This is a genomic window from Acinetobacter lanii (assembly GCF_011578285.1).
In the GTDB taxonomy this organism is placed as follows: Bacteria; Pseudomonadota; Gammaproteobacteria; order Pseudomonadales; family Moraxellaceae; genus Acinetobacter; species Acinetobacter lanii.
In genome coordinates, this window is record NZ_CP049916.1 from 2,670,850 (window position 1) to 2,693,542 (window position 22,693).

The window sequence follows — 22,693 nt, forward strand, 5'->3', positions numbered from 1 at the left end:
CCAAAAATTAAAAATCCATCACGAATGATGGATTTTTTTATGCTTAAGTTTATGGATTATTTTTGCTTAATTTGATAACACGGCAATAAATCAATTTTCTCAATCGTCCCGCCCTGACGTTTAACCAATTCAGACGAGCTTACATTGGCATTGTCTTTATTGGCAGCTTCATAAATGGTTTGTGCCACCGCATGCATATTGATCCAATTGGCTGAGTTGGCTGCATCACCTGACCAACTGCTGATGTTAATGCCATTTTGGGTTGAATTATTCACCACCAAGTTTTGTAAATTCAAACGTACCCCACCTGAAGATGAGGCATAGATTTCACCATTCGGCGCTTGTGGTAAATACATAAAGCTTTCATTCAAGCCAATTAAAGCCCCATCTAAGTTACCAAAAATCGGATGCGCTAAAATCATACGAATGGTAATCGACTTGTCATTGGCACTTGAGTTAGCTGCCCCTGTTGTGCCTATACGGTATTGTTGCGCCTTGGTTACCGTATCGACAAGGTTTGCATCGACTGAATTACACTGGTTTGAAGCTAAATTGTCATTGGTACGGTTGGTCCGAATATCCCCCTGTTCATCAATCACAATGCCGACCACTTGATTTGGAATACTTGGGTCATTGAACTTAAAGGTCAGATTTGCATACAGTGGGAAAATATAATTTTGCCCAGCTTTGACTGTGTTCACCGTTCTGAAAATTTCATTGCTTAAATAGGTCGCTGGATTGGTTTTATACACATCAATTGAACCAGTGAAATTCTCACCCTCAATGTTTTGATTCCATTTACCATAGACTGTGCTGTCAGACGGCGCAGTGGTCGATCCGGTCAAGTTTTTATACATATACTCCGTACCGGCAATGGATTTTTGATTAAGTAGCTTCCCTTGGAAAATATTCATTTGATCTGCTGATCCAATGGCTTTCTTTAAAATCAGCGGGTTTTGAATACGATCAGTCAGCGGATTAATCCAATTTTGAATGCTGGTTTCAGCTTTGCCGCTAGCAACGGTGTTTAATTTTTCAGGCACGGCTTGAGTGAGCAGATTGATGCGACCAATATCACTGATTGGATTATTCACCGACAAAGGTACGCCTCTCCACTGTACTGCATAACCGATGCTATAGCCTTGTCGGTCGGTAATCGCATACAGATTGGCAATCGATTCTTTCTTGGTTTGACTCACCCCATGGAAACCGCCAACATCTACATTTAAGGCAGAAATTGCTAAGAAATTGGCACTATAAACATTCACGTTCTTTAAATTCAACTGTTGCTTGGCAAGGGTTTCAGCACTTTGCTCACTCACGCTGGACACATCTAGCCAAGCTTTCATGTCATTTGCATAACTACCATCGACAAAATCATTCGCTTTAACATTCTCAGGCAAAATACTCAGTTTATCTTTGAGCTGTTGATATAAATCGACAGGTTGCAGGTCAGTTTCAGTATTGCTGTCTTGGGTCAATCCAACCGCTTGGAACACACGAGTCAAAGCCACCATAGTTTTAAAGGTAGCATCGTTCAAATTCATTTCGGTTGCATCTTTACCAGTCATGCCTTTGGCAATGTCCAACAAACTGATTTGCACCGGCTGATTGCTGACCCGTAAAGGCGCAATTTTCGCTAAATCCACTTGTCCCAATTCAATTTTACGACTGGTGCTTTCACCTTGAATATAGAAACTGACCTTATCCCCCACCGCACAGCCACCGGTAACAGTATTGCCTTCAAGCTCAGTCACAAAATGATTCTTGATGTCACTACTGCAGTCAAAATTCAGTCCTGCAACTGGATAGGAAATCACAAAGGCATGACATTTTTCACTGCTGGCTTCACAGCCATTGCTTGAGGTTTTCACCCCCGCATATGGATCTTCTTTAATACTGGTACTTTCACCACCGCAGCCCGAAAGTGCTAAAACTAAACTGGATAATGCAAAGGGGAGTAAAATTTTATTTTTCATTTTTTATGCTCGACTTTAATGTTCACTTAACGCAAAACACTCAGTTTGATTTGTCCTTTATTGGAAAGTTGTACTTGCTCAACATCTATGGCTTCAGCCAAAGGGGTCATAAACAAATACTTGGCTTGATTTGGTTTTTTCAGTACGCCTTCCAAGGCAGAAAATTTTAATTGATTGGCTTCGGTGTTTTGATTCTTAAATCCACTGACACCTTCAATCACGCAACCTTGCTGGTCTAAAAATACAACCAATGGCCAGTAATAAGTCGGATTTTTTTGTGAAGAAGCGTAAGAGCTAAAATGAATATTCTCAACAGAACTGTCGAGCTTGACCACATCATAGACAAACTTTTCTTTGATTGGGGGGACTGGCCAAAACCCGACTTCGGTATTATCCAAGCTCAGCTCTTTGGCTTTGTCTATTTTCTTGCCGCTGAAACACGCTTGTTCTAAATTTTGCACCACTTGATCTTTGGGTAAGCGATAATAGGTCGGTGCAAGCACCACAGGCGGCGATGCTTTCGGTGCATTGTTTAAAAATTTAGAAAACACTGACTTACTGATGCCTTTTTCGCGTTCGACTGTTTCAAAACGGCTTGAGCCTGCGATACTGGAGTCCGGCATCACATAAAAGCGCTTACGCCCTTCTATATTAAATTCTTTATCTTCTAAATACTCATTATCGACATATTGAACCCCATCAATCTCAGTAATATTTTGATGCGGCTTAGGCACATGTTGGGTTGTAGCCTGCTTTATCCCATCCTGTTGAGCTTGAGTCGATGGCACACTGCTCGGTTGTGCTTTTTGCGTTTGATTGCTTGCAGAAGTTGAAGGTACTTGTATTGAATTTAAAATCTTAGAGTCAACATTTTTGCTTGGATGCTTTGTCGTGTTTTGCTCTTGAACTTGCTGAGTCTGTTCTAGTTTTGACTCACTAGTGGTCGAGCCCAAAACGTCTGACGATTTTTTTTGAGATGTTTGTTTTTGCTGAGTTTGTACTTGTGGGTGTCGGTCTTTTTGTTTCACTGGAATCGACTGATCACTCTTTTGAGCAACTTGTCCTTTTGATCCATGTTGTTGTGGCGTTTTTGAATGAAGCTTAGATTCATTTTCAACAGATGTGTTTGACTGTGTTGGTTCGGATTTAATTGGTTTTGATTTATTTGGCTTAGTTTCGATTGCATGAGACTGAGGTAAAGCGATCGCATTCGATGGCTGTGTTTGACCTGTTACTTGTCTCTGACTGGATGATTGAGGTTGATTCTGTGATGAATCTTGATCTGTTTGCTTTTGTGGGCGAGCAACATTATCAGCGGGCTTTGATTTTTTCTCAGGTCGCTGTTGTACCACCATTGGACGACCATCAGGTCCAATGATGGTAAAAAATTCTGCAGCGATTGCCTGAGCCATAAATCCCGATGACGCTATACCACAACATGCCGCTAACAGGCTTATTCGACCGATGCAAAGAAGTCTTTTTTGTTGTGCCATTACCATCTCGTTCTATAGTTCAGACCCAAAATGGTCACTTTGGTATTGGTCGCAACATTCAGTCCTGCATAGGGGTTATAAATAATATTATTCACCCCATCGGCATTACCCAAAGAACTTGAGCCCGCAGGAATATTGTCACGGCTTCTTAAGAACGCAACCGATAAATCAATATCGGTATCTTCATCAAAACGATAACCAAGACCTAGACCGAACATTTGTGCGTTATTGATTGGTACCATGGTGTTACGCTTCCCATCCGGAATCGCACTAGTACGAGGCTCATAACCTGCACGGAGTTTTAAACGGTCATTGGCCGAATATTCAACCCCAATGCCCCAGTTCCAAGAAGACTGAAAACCTAAGGGGAAAGACAGCGAGGTATCGGTGACATCATTGGAAATCAGCTTGGCAATTTTTAGAGCACTGATTTGACGGTCAAACTCAAATTTAAATTTGTCCCATGCCGAGTAATCGGTCCAACCGACATCGACATTGACTTGCAAATCAGGCAAGATTTTATATTTAATCCCCGCTTGGAAATGGGCTGGATATTCTAAATCCATGCCCAACAAACCAGATTCAACAGCCGGAATATTACTTGGAAAACCTAAAATCGCGGCTAAGATTTGACCGGTTGGCGATGAGTTTAAGCCGTTGATCAATTCACGTGGCGCATTGGCATTTTGGATTTGGAATTTGCCTTTTAAACGCATTTTGGCTGCGCTTTGATAAACCAAACCTAAACCAAATTCATCTGAAGGCTCCCACATCACCCCCAAGTTATAACTTGGGCTGAGGCTCTGTTCTAAGGCCACATCCATTTTCCCGAAAGTAGAAAATGGATTCATGCCTTCATTGGCATTACAGATCCCAAACAACATGATATCGGTGATGATATTGGAGTTTTCTCGGAACGGCGCACACACCGATTCATCGACCATACGCAATACCCCAATCAATTCATTGGGCAAGCGTAAATCAGTTTTAAGAGCAATGGCTTGGTAAGACATACCAATCGAGGCCCCGAGCGATAACTCATCATTAACTTGATAAGCCATCGATGGCGATAGATAGGTAATCCTTTCCATCGCCACTTGCTGTCCCATATAATTCCCGGGATTCCCATCTTCAGCACCAAAGCCTGCCACCATTGGTGCATAAATGGCGGTTGCGTAGGTGATTTTTGACCCCGGTGGATTATAGGAAACCCCAGCAGTAGGTGCGGCAACCGGCCACCCCTCGCCTAAATCGACGACTTTTTTCAGAATCGGGATATATAAACTTGCATATTCAACGTCACCACTGACCGTGCCTTTAAAGTCGGTACATAGGCTCGATGGGTTATCCGGTGCATCATTACACACCAAAGGATCGTCTGAATAGCCAAAGACCTCATAGCCACCTGGTGCCGAAAACTCTCTTTTGACATCGAAATTGGCGACTAGACCTTGCACATCAGTCTGCAACCCTTTGAGCTTGGTCAATGCTGCGGGGTTAAAATGTACCGCACTCACGCCAGGCGGATCTGCGGTTACCGCATTCCCCATCGAAAGTGATCGAACATCTACAGATAAATTTTGCCCCAACTGAGCAAAAACGGGGGTGCTACATCCAGCAAGAATAATTCCGGCAACCAATGGATGTATACGATGGTATTTCATACCCTCACTCCATTAGCTGGCTTTTTTCTTCTTATTGAAACCGAGAATATCAAGCGGGAAAGATAAACCTAATGACACATCTGGTGCATCTTCGGTTAAACCAATCCCCAATGTTCCATTGACAATGGTTTCAGGACTGACACGCACACCTAAAGCCACAGCAAAAACTGCACTGGTTTGATCTGCAGCTTCATATTTTTCACCAGTGTTATAGGTGAATGAGGTATTGGTGTTAAAGGACTGTTGATATGACATGGTGAGTGACACATCGTAGTTAAACGAATAGGCAAAACCAAAAGAGAAACCACCGGTGATGCCCGGTTCAAAGGTATCTAAAATACGGGTTTTACCATCTAACCCTTCACCTTCAGTATTTCCCCCACCACGTAACTGATTTAAACCTGACTCTTTAAATCCATAGTTTGCAGAGACGGAAGCGAACAACACAATCGGGTCAATATATTTACGGGTACTTGCACCCAAACCCACAGAGTAATAACCCTTACCGGTCGACAAATCTTTTTCAGGGTTAATTTCATAAGGACTGTCGCCAGTTTTGGTTGAGACACTACCAAACAAGATTAAAGGCAAACGTCCTGCTTTCAGCGGGAACGGTTCCCAACGCGCACCAAGGTTAATATCACCCAAGCCTGCCGTAGTGGTATCTTTTAAATTGTCCGATTTTGCTACAAAAGGAACAGAGGCACTGAGGGTTAAGTTATCTAAAACCCCATATTGCCCAGTAATGGTATTGGTAATGGTATGACTGGCATCTTCATCTACCCGTAATTGATACAGTTGGCCGTCTTCTAAGGAGGCATTGATTTGAGAATCACGATAGTACGAATAATCTAAATCATAAAAAGTGGAGAGTTCCCCCTTTTTAATCAAAGAATATTGACGTTCATTCGAAGTAAAGACTTCTTGTAAATTGGTTTCTTGGGTGGCATCGCCTTCCTTTTTCTGCAAGGCATCTGCGGCCTGGTTTTCAGCCTTAGGCACTAAGGATGGCGTGGCATCTTTATCAAGCGTTGGTGTTTCAGCTTCGACTACCGGTTGAATTTCACTGCTAAATGCTGTGGCAGATTCGGCTACGGCAGGCGTTGCAACGTCGGTTTGATCCTTGAGCTCTTCCGCGTCAGATGCGATCACTTCATCGGCAGCATATGCACCACCCATGACGACCTGGATACTGATCGCAAGGATTGTTCTTTTCATCCATTGATTATTCATTTTGGTCCTACCAAAGTTTGTTTAATTTTTTTAATTTATTACTTACGTTTATAATAGAGACGCATGAAGCTTGTAATTGGCTGATTGTACGTCGATGAGTTAGGGTCGCGGTCAATCACCTTACGCATGGTCGATGCTTTGTCTGCAATGCGGTTCATATAATCTGTAGAAAATTGTGCATCCACCAATGCATATCGATTGATGGTGGCATCATCAACATGCCTTAAATCGGCTTCTTGTAAAGCCAACAGATTTTTTTGTTGCTCGGCTGGCACATTAATCAAAAATAAAGTGTTGTTTTCCCAAATTTGTTTAAAACGTTCTTGATCGAAGCTGATATTACCCAATGCTGGGTCTGCCACATAGACTCGACCATCTTTATAAGCTTTAAAAACCACAAAATGTTTAAAACCCGCATAATTGATCGGGACAATTGCGGGTTGTTGTTGCTTAATCAGATCAGCGAATTCACCTTTATATCCGCCACTTTCAAAGCCTAAAGCTGTAACAAAGCGTTTCATGTCTAACAATGAGAAGCTTCGGCGTTCTACGATACGATCATATTCACCGAATCTTAATAACCCTTCCATGGTTTGTTGTTCGGTTAAATTTAAACCTACATACCCATTTAAGACTGTGGTGAGTGCTGCGGATCCACAGCTATAGTCATAGGCTTGACGCACAATGCCACGAAATTGATTTTCTAATGCAGGTTTAATTTTCACCATTTCACGGTGATTACGGGTAAAGGATTTTTCTCGAGGATCAGCAATTTCTGAGTAATAGACTGCTTCAGCAGGTTGCTCTTTTATATCTAGGGCGTGACTGGCAAAGTAATACATCATTGCCGCACCTATAGTAAGTTCTATCATAATATTAACTATTCTAGTTATGGCTATCTTTGCCTAGCTCATTCTTGTGTTTATGACTGAGTTAAACTCATTTTTTATTATTGATAAGATACCGTTTTTTAAATAAAAAGACAGTAAATTATGCATTCATCCATGAATTTTTTTGAAAAAAAAACGCGTGACGAACACGCGTTTTTTAAAAAATTAGATTAGTGACCTGTAATACTGATCGTTGATCCGCCCATATTCAGGCCTTTAATTTCAATATCGCCAATCGATTTAGCTGCTGCAGAACCTAAATGAACACCACCCACGTATGCACTGATATTTTGCGCAGCAGGTTTGATATAAAGACCATCTGTGGTCACACCAATTTTAGCATTTGCACCTAAACTGGTTTTACCTGTTTCAACCACTTGGATGCTGTCCAATACGATTGAACCACCGCCTGCATTGTCTTTGATACCCAAGTTAGTCAGTTTAAGACCACCGGTAATTTCAGAGTTTAAGTTGATCATCGCACCTTGAGGTGTAGCCCCCAATTGTACGTTAGCAGCAACAGAACCCAATTCAACATTTAGACCTGTAAGAATTTCATTTACCGTCCCAGTCGTACCACGAACTACGCCGTTAGTCGTACCAGACGCTGCAACACCAATTGGACCAACTGCGATTTTCATGCCCGTAACATTGGCTGCAACATTCAAGAATGCACCGCCTTTATCTGCAGTACCCGCATCTGAATCAATCACTAAATCAACCAAATTTTTAGTGGTGTCAGTTTGCGTAATCGAGATCCCTTTAGTTGCTTCATTACCAAGCACAATCGCACCGGCTTTAGATGTACCACCTAGCGCTGTATCCGCTAAACCGTCATTGTCGTGAATGAATAATTGGTCCACTGTAATCGCACCGCCATCAAGCTTAATACCAATGTTGATACCATCTTGACCTGTAGTAGAGCTCAGTGACGCATCATCCATTGCCTGCATTGCCATCGCATTTGCACTTACAGCAATTGAAGAAACCAAAGCAACTTTAGTAAATAATTTCATGGTGTACTCTCCCAAGAGTATTTTTTTCATTTTTTTACTACTCTCCGTGTTTTTCGGTGTTTTTTATTTTTTTACACCTGAAACGTCATTCCTTGAGCAGTCCGATTTGCACTATTAAATTAACCTTATGTTATCTTGTTATCAACATCTGATTTAAAAATACGACCTATTCCCGATAAACGGCGATAGTGTGACTTGGTAGTTAGTAACATGCTAGATTCGGAACAAAATTTAAGCCCTCACTCTCACTTTTTAAACAGTTCTTTTTTCAAGAAAAATTTAAAAATTGGGCAGCTTTCCCCAGCTCAAATTTTGCAAAAATTACAGCATTTGAAAGCTTGTATTTATCTTGAAAATCACCATCAGCCTGTCATCGCTGTATTACCAAAACAGTTTTATCTGGCTCAAAACAACCTTGTTCAGGTTTTTTCTCGTCAAACTCACTTCGAATATGAAGCAGAATCTAAACATGTAGACCTGCTTTCTTTTGTTCAATTGGCACCGGAGGCTGTTCAAGATCAACAAAAATGCACGCATGAATTTCGTGGCGGCTACCTGGGTTTTATTGACTATAATTTTGCAGCGAGTCAGCAGATTGAATCAAATCTAAAGCCGCAGCCGAATCTATTTATTGGACGTTATGAAAGTTATTTGAAACTGGAAAATGATCAATGGTTTTTCTATAGTGATGAGTCTGAAGCAGAAGATTTATATGCTTGTATTTCAGGGGCTTTAAATCAAGAAACACAAAACTCCTTTGCGTTAACCCAAGCCTGTACAGCAACTTGGGAGAAAAACCAATACCAGCATGCGTTTAAAAAAGTGCAAGATTATATTGTTGCCGGTGACTGTTACCAAATCAATTTAACGCAAACCTTTGCGGGTCAAGCAACAGGTGAATTGATTGACACTGCTCAAGCCTTTTGGTCACTGACTGATGCGCCTTATTCAGGGTATTTAAAACTGGATGATTTTGAACTTTTAAGCTGCTCACCTGAATTGTTCATTGATTTTGAACCAAATCGTAAATTGGTGACGAAACCGATCAAAGGTACCATGCCTCGTTTTGCTGATCCTGAGCAAGATGAAAGTTCGAAACAAACCTTGGCTGATTCAGAAAAAGATCAGGCCGAAAATGTGATGATCGTTGATCTACTGCGTAATGATTTAAGTGTCTACGCTGAGATTGGATCGGTTAAAACCCCAAAGCTTTTTAATATTGAATCCTTTAATCAGGTTCATCATATGGTCAGTGAAGTTGAAGCCACCTTAAAAGCTGATGTCAATCCATTTGAGGTGCTGCTTTCCGCGCTACCGGGTGGTTCAATCACAGGAGCGCCAAAAATCCGTGCCATGCAAATTATTGAAGAATTGGAAAGTGCACCACGTGGAGCTTACTGTGGCTCAATGGGCTATTTTAATTTTGATGGTACAGGATCTTGGAACATCTTAATTCGCAGTATCCAAAAATATCAGGATGACGTTTCGCTTTGGGCAGGCGGTGGCATTACCATTGCATCAGATTGCGATGCTGAATATCAGGAATGTTTCGACAAAGTAGAAGCCATGCTTGATCTACTCAATACTTGGTATAGGCCTGAATGATAAAAAGCGACTCTATTGAGTCGCTTTTTATCATGAATATCTCACCTTACGAGGCAATGCTTGACACCTTTAACAAGGAAGGCGTTCCCTCGTTTACCCAAGCAGAGTCAGGGTGGATTTCTAAGCCAAAATATCGTTTTTCAATGTGTCCACTAAACGTTGATTTTGCTCGTCGGTTCCAACGGTAATGCGTAGGAACTGATTAATGCGTGGCTTGTTAAAGTAACGCACGATAATGCCACGTTCACGCAGTTCAGTAGCCAATTCACCTGCATCTTTGCTTGGTAGTGATGCAAAAATAAAGTTCGCTTTTGATGGTAAAACTTTAAAACCAATCTCAGTCAATTGTGCAACCAGCTTTTCACGGCTCGCAATGACCTTTGCATTTTGCGCTTCAAAGTAAGCTTGATCTTCAAATGACGCCACCGCAGCTGCAATCGCAAAACGATCCATTGGATACGAATTAAAGCTATTTTTAACCGCTTCAAGTGCTGCAATTAAATGTGGTTGTGCAATCGCAAAACCGACACGCAAACCTGCCAATGAACGTGATTTAGAGGTGGTCTGGCAAACGACGAGATTCTCGTATTTTTCCACCAAAGCAACAGCAGATTCAGCACCAAAATCAACGTAAGCTTCGTCAATCACAACCACTGAATCAGGGTTGCCTTGAAGAATTTCTTCAATTGCAGACAGTCCTAATGCAATACTGGTCGGTGCGTTTGGATTGGTAATAATAATGCCACCATTCGGCTGTTTATAGTCATCCACGATAATTTCAAAATCATCATTTAAAGGCAAAATTTTGGTGTTGTTGCTTAAACCAAAAAATTGACTATAGACCGGATAGAAACTGTAGGTAATATCAGGATAAAGAATTGGTTTGTCTTGCACAAAAAACGCTTTGAAAATATGCGCTAAGACTTCATCTGAGCCATTTCCAACAAAGACATTTTCAACAGGTACATGCTGTTGTTTCGCAATGGCTTGTTTTAATACTGTTGCATCTGGGTCTGGATATAAACGCAAAACATCTGCTGAATTTACCAATACCGCTTGTACTGCCTCAACGACTTTTGGCGACGGCGGATATGGGTTTTCATTGGTATTGAGTTTTAAAATATTTTGGATTTTTGGTTGTTCACCTGGGGTGTACGGTTCTAATTCACGTACATCAGGACTCCAAAAACGCATTTTTTCTGTAGTGATCGACATTCTATCTTCTCGGAGCTCCCTCTCCTTTTAGGAGAGGGTTAGGGAGAGGTTATCATTCCCCTTTCCTAACCTCCCCAAACCATATTTGGCGCAAGAGAGGACGAACTCATTTCTAAATCAATGTTATCTAGTCTTTGGACTTTTTCGTCTACATTATTGAGCAGAAGATTTCTCTAAGACTAGCACCTTATAATGAAATCAATCTTGATAACGATAACGCGCAGATCTCGCATGGGCATCCAAGTTTTCTTGTTGCGCCAAAATATCTGCTGTTTTTGCCAAAGGTTTTACCCCTTGCTCAGAACACATGATCAAGCTTGAACGTTTTTGGAAATCATACACACCCAACGGTGAAGAAAAACGTGCTGTTCCTGAAGTTGGCAAGACATGGTTCGGCCCTGCACAGTAGTCACCAATCGCTTCAGGCGTATATCGTCCCATAAAGATTGCACCCGCATGGCGAATATGTTCTGCCATTGCTTGTGGATCTTCTACGCACAACTGTAGATGCTCAGGAGCAACTTGGTTAATCAAATCAATGGCTTCTTGACGGTCTTTCACCAAGACCAAAGCACCACGATTGGCAATAGAAGTACGCGCAATATCCGCTTTTGGCAATGCAGCCAAATGCTCTTCAATCGCTTGTTCCACTTCATTTAAAAGTGCTTCGTCTGGGGTGATGAAAATGGCTTGAGCAACAGTGTCGTGTTCTGCTTGAGACAATACGTCCATCGCCATCCATTTGGCATTATTGGCACCTTCTGCATAGACCAAAATTTCAGAAGGTCCTGCAATCATGTCGATGCCGACTTGACCGAACACCGCACGTTTTGCCGCAGCAACGAAACGGTTGCCCGGACCCGTGATTTTATCTACCGATGGAATGGTTTCTGTACCATAGGCCAATGCAGCAACCGCTTGTGCACCACCAATGGTAAAGACACGACTTACCCCAGCCAAATATGCCGCAGCCAACACCAATGGATTCAACTCACCATTCGGTGCAGGTACCACCATAATAATTTCAGGCACACCCGCTACATGCGCAGGTACAGCATTCATCAGTACAGATGAAGGATACGATGCCAAGCCACCCGGCACATAGATCCCGACACGATCAAGCGGTGTCACTTTTTGACCTAAGGTATTGCCTAAAGCATCGACATAGGTCCAGCCTTCTTGCTTCTGTGCTTGGTGAAATTCACGTACACGTTCTGCCGCCATTTCCAATGCTTCACGCACTTCAGTGGTTAAGCCTTCAAATGCTGCTTTGAGCGCTTCTTGAGTTAATTCTAATTCTGAAAATTGATGTGCTGGATGTCGATCGAATTGTTGAGTGAGTTTCAATACATGTGCATCGCCATGTTGGCGTACATCTGCAATAATTTGGTCTACAGTTTTTAAAAGCTCTGGATCACTCACAGTTTCAAAAGCCAACAAGTCTTTAAAAACTTGCTTAAAGTTCTGCTCTTGAGTCGATAAACGTCGCATCAATTTACCCACATGGATAGTTAGGAAAGTCTTAGTGTACCTTGTTTCTGAGGCTTTGTGGACAGTAACGCTAGACAGTTTTTTAAAAGCTGATTGAAAATATGATTGAAGCGAATTTGAAAAAGCTTTTTTTAGATTCAAGGATTTATTTTTTTAAATAAAATAATTCGGTAATAAAAAACCGCCCAATTGGACGGTCTTTTAAAAGCTCAAACAATTAAGCTTGTTTCGCTGCTTCACGCTCTTCCACTGCTTTTTCAAGCTGCGCAAGAATCGGATTCAACAACGTTTGTTTACGCTTAAAGCTGGCTTTGTTGACGATTAGACGTGAAGATACTTTGCAAATTTCTTCCAAAGGCTCAAGACCATTGGCACGTAAAGTATTACCTGTATCTACAACATCAACAATGTAATCACCTAGACCAACCAATGGCGCAAGCTCCATTGAACCGTAAAGTTTAATCACATCCACTTGCTCGCCAAGGCTTGCATAGTATTGACGGGTCAAATTGACATATTTGGTGGCAATTTTTAAACGACCTTTCGGACGAACCATGCCCACCTTACCAGCTGTCATCAGTTTACACACAGCGATTTTCAGGTCTAATGGCTCATATACGTTTTGAGCACCATGCTCCATCAGTACATCTTTACCCGCAACACCCAAATCTGCTGCACCGTTTTCAACATAAGTCGGTACGTCAGATGCACGTAAAATTAAAATACGCACGTGTTTATGTGTTGTCGGAAAAATTAACTTACGTGATTTATCTGGATCTTCTAGTAAGTTAATTCCAGCGGTTTCAAGTAAAGGCAGTGTTTCTTTTAAAATACGACCTTTACTCAATGCCAATGTTAAACCATGATCAAAATTTCCCATTACATCAAAATTAGGATCATCGTTTCTCATATCGCTCATGAACTTACTCGCTTAATTTGGGCACCAATACCTTGCAATTTTGCTTCAATATCTTCATAACCACGATCGATGTGATAAATACGATCAATCAAGGTTTCGCCTTCAGCGGCTAATGCTGCAAGGACTAAAGAAAAAGAAGCACGTAAATCTGTTGCCATTACAGGTGCAGCAGAAAGTTTTTCCACCCCTGTAACCACTGCATCATTACCTTCAACCTGAATGTTTGCGCCCATACGTGCTAACTCAGGTACATGCATAAAACGATTTTCAAAAATCGTTTCAGAAATTGTTGCAAAACCACGACCAATTGCATTGACTGCCATCAATTGTGCTTGCATATCTGTTGGGAATTCTGGGTGTGGAAGTGTACGGAAGCTGACTGCTTTCGGACGTTTACCCATCATATCCAGTTCAACCCAATCCTCACCACGGGTGACTTCAGCACCCATTTCCTCGAATTTCTCAAGGACAGATTCCATCAGTGCTGGATCGGTGTGTGTGGTTCTGATTTTACCACCAGTGATGGCAGCAGCGGCCAAATATGAACCAGTTTCAATACGGTCAGCCACCACAGGGTATTCACAGCCGTGTAGGCTTTCAACACCGGTCACGACCAGTGTATCTGTATCGATGCCTTCAATTTTTGCACCCATTTTCACCAACATATTGGCTAAATCGGTAATCTCAGGTTCACGTGCTGCATTGCGAATTGTGGTCACACCTTCAGCCAATACAGCAGCAGTTAAAATGTTTTCGGTTCCCCCCACAGTGACCATGTCAAAGACCACTTCGCCACCTTTTAAGCGGCCATCAACTTTGGCATGGACATAACCTGCTTCGACCTCAATCTGTGCACCTAAGGCTTCTAATGCTTTTAAGTGTTGATCTACAGGGCGTGAACCAATCGCACACCCCCCCGGAAGGGATACTTTTGCACTACCATAGCGCGCAAGCAGTGGACCAAGCACCAAAATGGACGCACGCATGGTTTTAACCAATTCATAAGGCGCAAACTGATTGTCTAAAGTCGACACATCAGCAGTGACTCTATCGCCTTCATAATTAATGGTAACACCCAACCCACCAATTAATTTAACCAATGTATTGACGTCTTTTAAATTTGGCACATTGGTCAGGGTAATTGGACTGTCAGCTAAAATCATGGCTGCCAATAAAGGCAGTGCAGCATTCTTTGCCCCAGAAATACGCACTTCGCCTTTGAGTTTTACACCACCAGTAATTAAAAATTTATCCATATATTTGTTTAAACTCCAAAAAGACTAGCTTTACGCCACTCTTCTTTTGTCATTGCGCGTATGGTTACAGCGTGAACTTCGCCACTTTTAATATAGTCATTCAGCGGAGCATAAACAGACTGTTGACGTGCAACGGGTCTTTTACCCTCAAATTGATCATCTACAATACGGAGGTCAAATTTCCCGCCTTGTCCACTTACAGCAATATCAGCAGCAGGGAAAGCAGCTTTTAAAATTTCAGTGAGCTGTTCACTATTCATTGCAAAGACCTCTTATGGGACGATCGAGTGTATAAAAACCGCCTATTTTACTATAACTCTCTAAATTAATTCATTAGCTCGTACACTTTATCTATAAAAAAAAGAGGTGTTTCAACCTCTTTTTTTGTTCATTACCGACTAAATAATCCTAAATAGCAAGTGGCTGGAAATCCATTTGCATTTTACGATAGCGGGTCAGCTGCTTTTTTATTTTTTCAGTCAATTTTTTAATCGAGGCGTACATATCATCGCCTGAGGCTTGTGCAAATAATTCCACACCCGGTAAACGTACAATCGCTTCCGCGATATGATTGGCACTGCCTTTTCTTGTCCTTTTATCGACTTGGTGATCCTTGGTAAGTTTCACTTGCATGCTGTTCACCTGATCGAGGTGCTTCGTCATGTCGGCAAATTTACAACGAATATTCTCTTCAATTGCAGGGGTAATACTTAAATGATGTCCACGAATTGTTATTTGCATAATCCTTTCCCTCTCCTTCCTCAGGATGTGAGTAAGTCTAAGCCTAAACGTAACCATGACGGCACAGCAATCAAATAAACTTATGCAAAATCAGTCATGTATTCATTTAAACTTAGCCTCGTGTATTAAAAAAAGAGATTCATTATTTCGTCATAATGAGCCTTTAGAATACTCACACTTCATTTTTTAGATCAAGACTTTTCGATCAGATGACGCAGGAATATGTAACGATTCGCGATATTTCGCCACCGTCCGTCGAGCCACATCGATACCATCATCGTTTAATAGTTTTGCCAAAGAATTATCTGACAGTGGTTTACGTGGATTTTCTTCCGCGATTAACTTTTTAATTTTAGCCCGTATCGCAGTTGAAGATGCTTCGCCACCGGTTGTGGTGCCCACATGACTCGAAAAGAAATATTTCAACTCAAATAAACCACGCGGCGTCAGCAAAAATTTATTGGTGGTGACCCGAGAAACAGTCGACTCATGCAGCTCGACTTCTTCAGCCACATCACGAAGCACCAATGGCTTCATGCCTTCTGCACCAATTTCCAAAAATGCCCGTTGATGCTCTACAATACAGGTGGCGACTTTTAATAAGGTCTTATGACGCTCATCAACACTTTTAATAAAGTTTTTGGCATCGAGCATTTGATTGCGCAAATACTGATTATCGGCACTTTGATCAGCACGACGGATCATGTTGGCATAAAAAGAATTCACGCGTAGTTTAGGCACAATGTCTGGATTCAATTGCACATGCCAACTGTCATTCTTTTTCGATACCACCACATCTGGAATTTGGTATTCAGATTCTTTGGCTTCAAAAGCCAGCCCAGGGTAAGCCTGCAAGGTTTTCAGCAACTCAATGCCCTGTTTCAGTTGCTCAATTTTAAATCCTGTTTGCTTGATCAAACGATTGACATCATTGGCTATTAAAAGATCATGGTGTTTCAGCAACATTAACGCTTCTTGACGTGCAAGAGTGGTTTTTGGCAAAACATCCAACTGAATAAATAAACATTCAACCAAACTTCTTGCCCCCACGCCACATGGGTCAAGACGTTGAATATGTTTCAGGACAACAGCCACTTCATCAAGTTCGACTTCTTCGTCATAATCCATTTGTTCAAGCAGATGCTGAACTGCATGTTGGATCTCTTCTAAGCTTTCATCTAAGAAACCTTTGTCGTCTAAAGCATCCACGATGCAATAGGCAATCAAACGATCGATGTGTGAAAAATTGAGTAAATTGACTTGCTCAAGCACATGATCTTTTAAAGTAGTATGACCTTGTCGATTATCTTCTCGCTCTTCAAACTCAGGCATTTCCATGGCTGTGGATTGATGGGTATACACATCATCCCAATCGGTGTCTACCGGCAGGTCATTGGGCAAATGGTCTGCATTAATCTCATGGGTCAGATCTGCACTTGATTGTTCAGCATGAATCTCTTCTAGACTTTGCGTTGCATTTTCTTCCTCCACTTTTTCAAGCAAAGGATTACTTTCAAGTTGTAATTGCACTTCTTGTTCGAGTTCTAAACTCGACAATTGCAATAAACGAATCGCTTGTTGTAATTGAGGGGTTAAGGACAAAGAATTTGAGACTTTAAGTCCTAACGATAATTTCATATTCAATCACTTCCCCTGTCTTATAATTCTCAAGCAAGAAACATGCCTAATATTTTTATAACACAAGTTTTAAGCTTTGGGAAAGTTTATTTTTAAATCATTTTAATCATGGAAGTCACAATAAAATCTATTAAATCAATCATTTTATTTTAATATATTGATCAACATCATTTTGACATGTCATTGGTGATGATGACTGCCGTTATGTTTTTCACGCTTTCCACCATCAAGCATAAAAATAGCCCTAAAAAGCACATCCACCAAATAAATAGCAAATGGACTATTCATATTATGTGTTTTCAATACAATAAAATGAGTTGAATGTGATTACCTTGGCACAGAATTGCTCAGGCATATATCTTTTTTAATTCTTTACTTATGACAGGCAAGCGTATAAAAATATTGTCAGGGTGACTATAAATCATACACATGGAAATGTGGTATGAATTTTGAATAACCAAAAGTAATTAATTTTTATAAATACGGTCAACCATCAAAATTAGAAATGGAGATTTCATGATGAAGAAATTATCAACAAAAGTACTGCTATCTGCGCTCGGTGTGGTTTTAGCGGGTGGTGCGTTCTCTCAAGTTCAAGCAGCAGACACTTTAGCCAAAATTAAAGCCTCAGGTAAAGTCGTGATTGGATATCGTGAATCATCCGATCCAATTTCATATATCGTGGGTGGTAAACCGCTCGGCTATGCAGTTGATATCTGTAATACCGTTGCTGCAGAACTCAAAAAAGAATTGAAACTACCCAACCTTAAAGTTGAATACAAACCGGTAACGTCTTCGACCCGTATTCCAGAAATGTTAGCGGGTAACATCGATATGGAATGTGGTACCACCACCAACTCCATTCAACGCCAGCAACAAGTCAGCTTTTCAACCAACTACTATGCCACTGAAGTACGTATGGCGGTAAAAGCCAATTCTACAGTTAAAGATTTAGGTGATTTAAATGGTAAAGCTGTCGCAACCACACAAGGTACAACTTCTGATAAATACATCAAAATGGGTGCTAAAGGTGAGCAAGTGAAAGTCACCAATGTCTACGGTAAAGATCATTCTGACTCTTTTGCTATGGTGGCATCTGGTCGTGCTGCTGCATTCGTGATGGATGACAATATTTTGGCAGGCTTGATTGCTAAATCTTCAAATCCAAAAGACTTTAAAATCGTAGGTCCTGTTCTGTCTTCTGAACCATACGGCATCATGCTGCCTAAAGGTGATGTTGCCTTTAAAAAAGTGGCGGATCGCGTTGTGAACAGTATGTGGAAAAATGGCCAAATGGCAGCACTGTATAAAAAATGGTTCTTGTCACCAATTCCACCTAAAAATATTAATTTAAATATGCCAATGAGTAGCTCTTATAACAAGCTGAAAGCAGCTCCAAACGACAAAGGGATTAACTAATATCGCGTTATCCAAATCAATGAAGCCAAAGCATATCGCATGCTTTGGCTTCTTTCATACAGAAAAATAATTTACTCAAGGAGCACACATGTCAGTTGGCTCACTGAATTGGACTGCTTATTGCTTAGCATCAAATGAATATGGGGAAGATAAAGCCACTTGGGCTGAATCGATCTGCAAAGCGATTGGTGGAACAAGTTACTCTCCCGTTGCAGATGCACCCACATGGTTACAAATTTTGGGATCAGGCGTGTGGACCATGCTTTGGACCGCATTTCTTGCTTTTGTGATCGCCTTTTTATTGGGCTCTCTCCTCGGCATTATGCGTACTTTACCCAACAAAGTCCTGTCATTTATCGGCACATGCTATGTCGAACTTTTCCGAAATATCCCTTTAATTGTTCAACTCTTTTTTTGGGCTTTTGTTTTCCCACAACTGTTACCTTTAAGCATGAGTACAGGAAGTGGTGAAATGGTTGCAGGAGGTTGGTGGCAAAATATCTTAAATGACAATCCAGCCATCATCGGGGTCTTTGCCTTAGGTCTATACACTGCAGCACGTGTGGCAGAACAAGTTCGAGCAGGGATCAATACGGTTTCAAAAGGTCAAAAAAATGCCGCTTTTGCGATTGGACTCACTCAAAAGCAAAGTTATCGCTATGTGATTTTACCTGTGGCTTATCGAATTGTCTGGCCGACCCTAACCTCTGAAGCCATGAACGTCTTTAAAAACTCAGCAGTGCTCTTTGCACTCAGTGTTTTAAATTTCTTTGCCTACACCAAAACCATGCGTGAAGAAACCTCTCAAGACATCGTGATCTTGATTTTATCGACCCCCGTATATTTGGTCATCACCTACTGTATTAAATACTTAATGGCTTGGGTGGAAAAACGAATGGCTGTTCCAGGTCTTGGCTCAGGAGGGAAATAATCATGGATTTTAGTGTTTTACAAAATCAAGATGTGTTGAACACCCTTGCTGATGGTTTTAAATTTACTGTAACAGTGACCGTGCTATCCATTATTGGCGGCATCTTAATTGGCACCCCTCTGGCCATGATGCGCTTGTCTAGCAACAAAATTGCCAGTGGCTTTGCCAAATTTTACGTCGATTTCTTTCGTGGCGTTCCACTGATTCAGGTCATTTTTATTTTCTATTTCTTGCTACCCAAATTTTTCGATTTTCAATCGCATATTTATTGGGGACCGTTATTTTCCAGTGTAGTGACCTTTGCGATTTTTGAAGCTGCTTTCTTCTCTGAAATTGTACGCTCAGGGATTCAGTCGGTGTCGAAAGGTCAGGTGAATGCCGGTTATGCGCTGGGTTTCACTTATGGTCAAACCATGTCTAATGTGATTTTGCCACAGGCTTTTCGCAATATGCTCCCAGTCATTTTGACCCAGTCTATTGTGCTCTTCCAAGACGTTTCATTGGTCTACGTGATTAGTGCCCCTGACTTCTTGGGCAATGCCAATACGCTTGCCAATACATATGGTTCAGAAACCAAAGCCGTATTCTATTTAATCGTAGCTGTAGTTTATTTCTGTATTTCCTTTGCGCTTTCACAGCTTGTGAAACGTTTACATCAAAAAATAGCCATTATTCGATAAGGAGAATCCAAATGCCAATGATAGAAATACAAGATGTCTCAAAATGGTATGGAGATTTTCAGGTCTTAACCGACTGTACTACCTCTATCGAAAAAGGTGAAGTTGTGGTGGTCTGTGGACCATCAGGTTCAGGTAAATCGACTTTAATTAAAACAGTGAATGCCTTGGAACCCTTTCAAAAAGGTAACATCATTGTCGATGGTACACCATTAAAAGATGCCAATACTGATCTTTCCAAGTTTCGTTCTCGCGTGGGAATGGTGTTTCAACACTTTGAACTGTTTCCCCACATGACCGTTTTGGATAATCTCACCATTGGTCAAATCAAAGTACTGAATCGCTCTAAAGATGAAGCGAAAAAGAAAGCACTTCAATACTTAGAACGCGTGGGTTTAACCGCACATAAAGATAAGTTTCCGGGGCAACTCTCTGGGGGTCAACAACAACGTGTCGCAATAGCACGGGGGTTGTGCATGGATCCTGTATGCATGTTGTTTGATGAACCCACTTCAGCTCTTGACCCTGAAATGGTAGGTGAAGTTTTAGAGGTCATGACCCAACTTGCCAAAGAAGGCATGACCATGATGTGTGTCACCCATGAAATGGGATTTGCACGTAAAGTCTCCAGTCGGGTGATTTTTATGGATCAAGGTAAAATCTTAGAGGATTGTGCAACTCAGGATTTCTTTAATAAACCTGAAGAACGACATGAACGTACTAAAATCTTCTTAGATAAAATTTCTGCTGTGCATTAATGAAAAGCCCCTCAATCGAGGGTCTTTTTTTAAACGACTTTTTATTTTGAAGCATCCACAATTAAACGCGTTGCCAAATACAATCTAGGCACGATACTGTCGATTAAAATATATTCAGCAGCATCGGAATGAGCACCATCACCTGAAAGTCCCATGCCCTCAATCACCGCAGCTTTAGATTTTAATCCTGCAAATGCGGCATCTGTGCCCCCACCGGTAGGTATTGTTGAAACTTTGAGATCAAGTCCTAATTCATCTTTATAAATTTTTTGAGCTTTTTCAGCAAGTTTATGCGCACTGTCATTGGCTGCAAGTGGAGGACGACGAACCTCAAATTTGACCGCAACTTGACTGTCTGCCAATTTTTTATTTTTCACTTTATCAGCCAAGACTGTTTCGAGCTTTTCAAAATCTTTCACTTGTAAAGCACGAACATCTGCTTGAGCTGTCGCTTGATCTGGAATCACATTACGTGTTTTACCTGCACTGGCAACCGTCCAATTCAGTTTTAAACCTGTTTTGGGATCACTTAAATCCTGTAACTGTCCAATTTGGTGCGCAAGTTCAGTGAGTGCGTTTACGCCTGCTTCAGGTTTAACCCCTGCATGCGAACCCATACCTTTAATATCAAGATAAGCAGCCCCAATGCCACTAGTGGCTAGGCGTAAATTTCCATCTTTTCCACCCCCTTCAAACGAAAAGACGATATCTTGATCTTGGGCAGTTTCCGTAATGAGTTTACGTGAACCCGGAGAACTAATCTCTTCATCCGAGTTGAACAACACGGTTAGAGTGCCATAATCTTGATAGTTCAATTTTTTTAGAATATTGATAATATGCAAGCCTGCCGCAATTCCTTGCTTATCATCGATAATCCCTAGACCATAGGCTTTATTAGCTTCAATTCTAAACGGTTGGTCTTTTAACATTCCCTTTTGATATACAGTATCCATATGGCCAATCAACATAATTTTAGATTTACCTTTGCCCTTAAACACCGCTTTGACCATCGGTCCTACTTTTTCAGGCGTATCATCCATACGATATACATCCGTACTTTGAATAATCTCTACCGCACCTCCTTGTGCTTTAAGTTTATCTGCAACCACTTGAGCAATGTGATTTAGCCCTTCAATATCTTTACTTCCTGATTCAATATGCACCAATTCTTTTAATGTATCTAAATAGGCCTGTTGATCTTCAGTGACTACTTTTTTGATTTCCTCAGGAGTTACTGCAAACACAGTAGATGCTGTAAACAGCGTACTTAACCCCAATAATGCAATTTTAGAATAAATTGTTAAATTAGATTCGCGCGCTTTTTTCATTATGATTTCCCTTATGATTTTGCTTTAGTACCTTGATCCAAATTCTAATATGTTTAATATTCAAGCAAATTTCAAGCCCAATAAAGACCAAACTCGTATATAGCCCTTTTTTTGTTATATCGAATGCCACAGTAGAAACTATAAATAGCACAAATAATGATTCATTCCCGTTTTAGTAATTTTTCAATACTATTTTTATTCTATTGAGCAGCCTTTTTAACTTTCTTTGGCGCATAAAAAACACCCTGCTCATTAGAGTCAGGGTGTTTTTAGGAATAATGAGCTGGCGATGACTTACTCTCACATGGGTAACCCCACACTACCATCAGCGCTAAGAGGTTTCACTTCTGAGTTCGGGAAGGGATCAGGTGGTTCACTCTTGCTATTGTCGCCAGCACAACTGTTTATGGATACTCGCTTAGTCTTACGTTTATGCTAAG

The 22,693-nt window shown here is 41.1% G+C and carries 19 protein-coding genes and 1 rRNA gene; 5 read left to right on the forward strand and 15 right to left on the reverse strand.

The genetic code is table 11. The features are described 5' to 3' along the window. Positions 1 to 56 precede the first annotated feature (56 nt). The 6 genes from filF to filA form a co-directional block, all read right to left on the reverse strand. Positions 57 to 1,979, reverse strand: coding sequence for a putative pilus system protein FilF (gene filF, locus G8D99_RS12075; RefSeq protein ID WP_166326284.1), 1,923 nt, complete (start codon positions 1,977 to 1,979; stop codon positions 57 to 59). Between the two features lie 26 nt (positions 1,980 to 2,005). Further along, complete coding sequence (gene filE / locus G8D99_RS12080; RefSeq protein WP_227554327.1) at positions 2,006 to 3,472, reverse strand: putative pilus assembly protein FilE; 1,467 nt, start codon at positions 3,470 to 3,472, stop codon at positions 2,006 to 2,008. Then, positions 3,472 to 5,136, reverse strand: a complete 1,665-nt coding sequence (filD, locus tag G8D99_RS12085) for a putative pilus system OmpP1/FadL family transporter FilD (RefSeq protein WP_166326286.1) — start codon at positions 5,134 to 5,136, stop codon at positions 3,472 to 3,474. Before filD ends, filE begins: the two co-directional genes overlap by 1 nt. A 12-nt stretch (positions 5,137 to 5,148) precedes the next feature. Beyond that, positions 5,149 to 6,369, reverse strand: coding sequence for a putative pilus system protein FilC (gene filC / locus G8D99_RS12090; protein WP_166326288.1), 1,221 nt, complete (start codon positions 6,367 to 6,369; stop codon positions 5,149 to 5,151). Between the two features lie 38 nt (positions 6,370 to 6,407). Next, positions 6,408 to 7,241, reverse strand: a complete 834-nt coding sequence (filB, locus tag G8D99_RS12095; protein WP_166326290.1) for a putative pilus system C39 family peptidase FilB — start codon at positions 7,239 to 7,241, stop codon at positions 6,408 to 6,410. Between the two features lie 188 nt (positions 7,242 to 7,429). Next, the gene (gene filA, locus G8D99_RS12100; RefSeq protein ID WP_166326292.1) at positions 7,430 to 8,275 is read right to left on the reverse strand and encodes a putative pilus system protein FilA; all 846 of its coding nucleotides are present in this window, start codon (positions 8,273 to 8,275) and stop codon (positions 7,430 to 7,432) included. 210 nt (positions 8,276 to 8,485) lie between these two features. On the opposite strand from filA, the gene G8D99_RS12105 reads away from it, so the two are divergent. Continuing rightward, positions 8,486 to 9,880 carry an anthranilate synthase component I family protein gene (locus G8D99_RS12105; protein WP_166326294.1) on the forward strand — a complete coding sequence of 465 codons (1,395 nt, stop codon included), beginning with the start codon at positions 8,486 to 8,488 and terminating at the stop codon, positions 9,878 to 9,880. 120 nt (positions 9,881 to 10,000) lie between these two features. Here G8D99_RS12105 and hisC read toward each other — a convergent pair whose 3' ends face one another. The 7 genes from hisC to G8D99_RS12140 all read right to left on the reverse strand — a co-directional run bounded on the left by hisC (position 10,001) and on the right by G8D99_RS12140 (position 17,140). Further along, positions 10,001 to 11,095: a histidinol-phosphate transaminase gene (gene hisC, locus G8D99_RS12110; RefSeq protein ID WP_166326296.1), complete on the reverse strand. Its 1,095-nt coding sequence runs from the start codon at positions 11,093 to 11,095 to the stop codon at positions 10,001 to 10,003. 198 nt (positions 11,096 to 11,293) lie between these two features. Next, positions 11,294 to 12,598 carry a histidinol dehydrogenase gene (gene hisD, locus G8D99_RS12115; RefSeq protein ID WP_166326298.1) on the reverse strand — a complete coding sequence of 435 codons (1,305 nt, stop codon included), beginning with the start codon at positions 12,596 to 12,598 and terminating at the stop codon, positions 11,294 to 11,296. A 205-nt stretch (positions 12,599 to 12,803) separates the two neighbouring features. Further along, positions 12,804 to 13,505 (reverse strand): ATP phosphoribosyltransferase, encoded by a 702-nt coding sequence (gene hisG, locus G8D99_RS12120; protein ID WP_166326300.1) that lies wholly within the window; start codon positions 13,503 to 13,505, stop codon positions 12,804 to 12,806. Beyond that, the gene (gene murA / locus G8D99_RS12125; RefSeq protein ID WP_166326302.1) at positions 13,502 to 14,761 is read right to left on the reverse strand and encodes a UDP-N-acetylglucosamine 1-carboxyvinyltransferase; all 1,260 of its coding nucleotides are present in this window, start codon (positions 14,759 to 14,761) and stop codon (positions 13,502 to 13,504) included. Before murA ends, hisG begins: the two co-directional genes overlap by 4 nt. An 8-nt stretch (positions 14,762 to 14,769) precedes the next feature. Beyond that, the gene (gene ibaG / locus G8D99_RS12130; protein ID WP_166326304.1) at positions 14,770 to 15,021 is read right to left on the reverse strand and encodes a BolA family iron metabolism protein IbaG; all 252 of its coding nucleotides are present in this window, start codon (positions 15,019 to 15,021) and stop codon (positions 14,770 to 14,772) included. Between the two features lie 148 nt (positions 15,022 to 15,169). Further along, positions 15,170 to 15,502 carry a ribosome hibernation-promoting factor, HPF/YfiA family gene (gene hpf, locus G8D99_RS12135; RefSeq protein ID WP_166326306.1) on the reverse strand — a complete coding sequence of 111 codons (333 nt, stop codon included), beginning with the start codon at positions 15,500 to 15,502 and terminating at the stop codon, positions 15,170 to 15,172. Positions 15,503 to 15,688: 186 nt separating this feature from the next. Then, positions 15,689 to 17,140, reverse strand: coding sequence for an RNA polymerase factor sigma-54 (locus G8D99_RS12140; protein WP_166326308.1), 1,452 nt, complete (start codon positions 17,138 to 17,140; stop codon positions 15,689 to 15,691). A gap of 519 nt (positions 17,141 to 17,659) precedes the next feature. Between G8D99_RS12140 and G8D99_RS12145 the strand changes: the two genes are divergently transcribed. The 4 genes from G8D99_RS12145 to G8D99_RS12160 all read left to right on the forward strand — a co-directional run bounded on the left by G8D99_RS12145 (position 17,660) and on the right by G8D99_RS12160 (position 20,925). Then, a complete protein-coding gene (locus tag G8D99_RS12145) occupies positions 17,660 to 18,559 on the forward strand; it encodes an amino acid ABC transporter substrate-binding protein (RefSeq protein WP_166327765.1) in 900 nt (299 codons plus the stop codon). Between the two features lie 88 nt (positions 18,560 to 18,647). Beyond that, positions 18,648 to 19,490: an amino acid ABC transporter permease gene (locus tag G8D99_RS12150; RefSeq protein ID WP_166326310.1), complete on the forward strand. Its 843-nt coding sequence runs from the start codon at positions 18,648 to 18,650 to the stop codon at positions 19,488 to 19,490. Between the two features lie 2 nt (positions 19,491 to 19,492). Then, complete coding sequence (locus G8D99_RS12155; RefSeq protein WP_166326312.1) at positions 19,493 to 20,170, forward strand: amino acid ABC transporter permease; 678 nt, start codon at positions 19,493 to 19,495, stop codon at positions 20,168 to 20,170. An 11-nt stretch (positions 20,171 to 20,181) separates the two neighbouring features. Beyond that, a complete protein-coding gene (locus G8D99_RS12160; protein WP_166326314.1) occupies positions 20,182 to 20,925 on the forward strand; it encodes an amino acid ABC transporter ATP-binding protein in 744 nt (247 codons plus the stop codon). A gap of 41 nt (positions 20,926 to 20,966) precedes the next feature. On the opposite strand, the gene G8D99_RS12165 is transcribed toward G8D99_RS12160, so the two are convergent. Together G8D99_RS12165 and rrf are read right to left on the reverse strand one after the other, a co-directional pair. After that, positions 20,967 to 22,253 (reverse strand): M20/M25/M40 family metallo-hydrolase, encoded by a 1,287-nt coding sequence (locus tag G8D99_RS12165; protein WP_166326316.1) that lies wholly within the window; start codon positions 22,251 to 22,253, stop codon positions 20,967 to 20,969. 281 nt (positions 22,254 to 22,534) lie between these two features. Continuing rightward, a 5S ribosomal RNA gene (rrf, locus tag G8D99_RS12170) occupies positions 22,535 to 22,649 on the reverse strand. Between the last annotated feature and the right edge of the window lie 44 nt (positions 22,650 to 22,693).

Coding starts and splice junctions, on each gene's coding strand:
- hpf (WP_166326306.1), bottom strand. CDS start 15,502: ATGCAAATAACAATTCGTGGACATCATTTAAGTATTACCCCTGCAATT.
- murA (WP_166326302.1), bottom strand. CDS start 14,761: ATGGATAAATTTTTAATTACTGGTGGTGTAAAACTCAAAGGCGAAGTG.
- hisG (WP_166326300.1), bottom strand. CDS start 13,505: ATGAGCGATATGAGAAACGATGATCCTAATTTTGATGTAATGGGAAAT.
- G8D99_RS12165 (WP_166326316.1), bottom strand. CDS start 22,253: ATGAAAAAAGCGCGCGAATCTAATTTAACAATTTATTCTAAAATTGCA.
- filF (WP_166326284.1), bottom strand. CDS start 1,979: ATGAAAAATAAAATTTTACTCCCCTTTGCATTATCCAGTTTAGTTTTA.
- G8D99_RS12145 (WP_166327765.1), top strand. CDS start 17,660: ATGAAGAAATTATCAACAAAAGTACTGCTATCTGCGCTCGGTGTGGTT.
- filB (WP_166326290.1), bottom strand. CDS start 7,241: ATGATAGAACTTACTATAGGTGCGGCAATGATGTATTACTTTGCCAGT.
- G8D99_RS12140 (WP_166326308.1), bottom strand. CDS start 17,140: ATGAAATTATCGTTAGGACTTAAAGTCTCAAATTCTTTGTCCTTAACC.
- G8D99_RS12105 (WP_166326294.1), top strand. CDS start 8,486: ATGCTAGATTCGGAACAAAATTTAAGCCCTCACTCTCACTTTTTAAAC.
- filD (WP_166326286.1), bottom strand. CDS start 5,136: ATGAAATACCATCGTATACATCCATTGGTTGCCGGAATTATTCTTGCT.
- G8D99_RS12160 (WP_166326314.1), top strand. CDS start 20,182: ATGCCAATGATAGAAATACAAGATGTCTCAAAATGGTATGGAGATTTT.
- ibaG (WP_166326304.1), bottom strand. CDS start 15,021: ATGAATAGTGAACAGCTCACTGAAATTTTAAAAGCTGCTTTCCCTGCT.
- filA (WP_166326292.1), bottom strand. CDS start 8,275: ATGAAATTATTTACTAAAGTTGCTTTGGTTTCTTCAATTGCTGTAAGT.
- G8D99_RS12150 (WP_166326310.1), top strand. CDS start 18,648: ATGTCAGTTGGCTCACTGAATTGGACTGCTTATTGCTTAGCATCAAAT.
- G8D99_RS12155 (WP_166326312.1), top strand. CDS start 19,493: ATGGATTTTAGTGTTTTACAAAATCAAGATGTGTTGAACACCCTTGCT.
- filC (WP_166326288.1), bottom strand. CDS start 6,369: ATGAATAATCAATGGATGAAAAGAACAATCCTTGCGATCAGTATCCAG.
- hisC (WP_166326296.1), bottom strand. CDS start 11,095: ATGTCGATCACTACAGAAAAAATGCGTTTTTGGAGTCCTGATGTACGT.
- filE (WP_227554327.1), bottom strand. CDS start 3,472: ATGGCACAACAAAAAAGACTTCTTTGCATCGGTCGAATAAGCCTGTTA.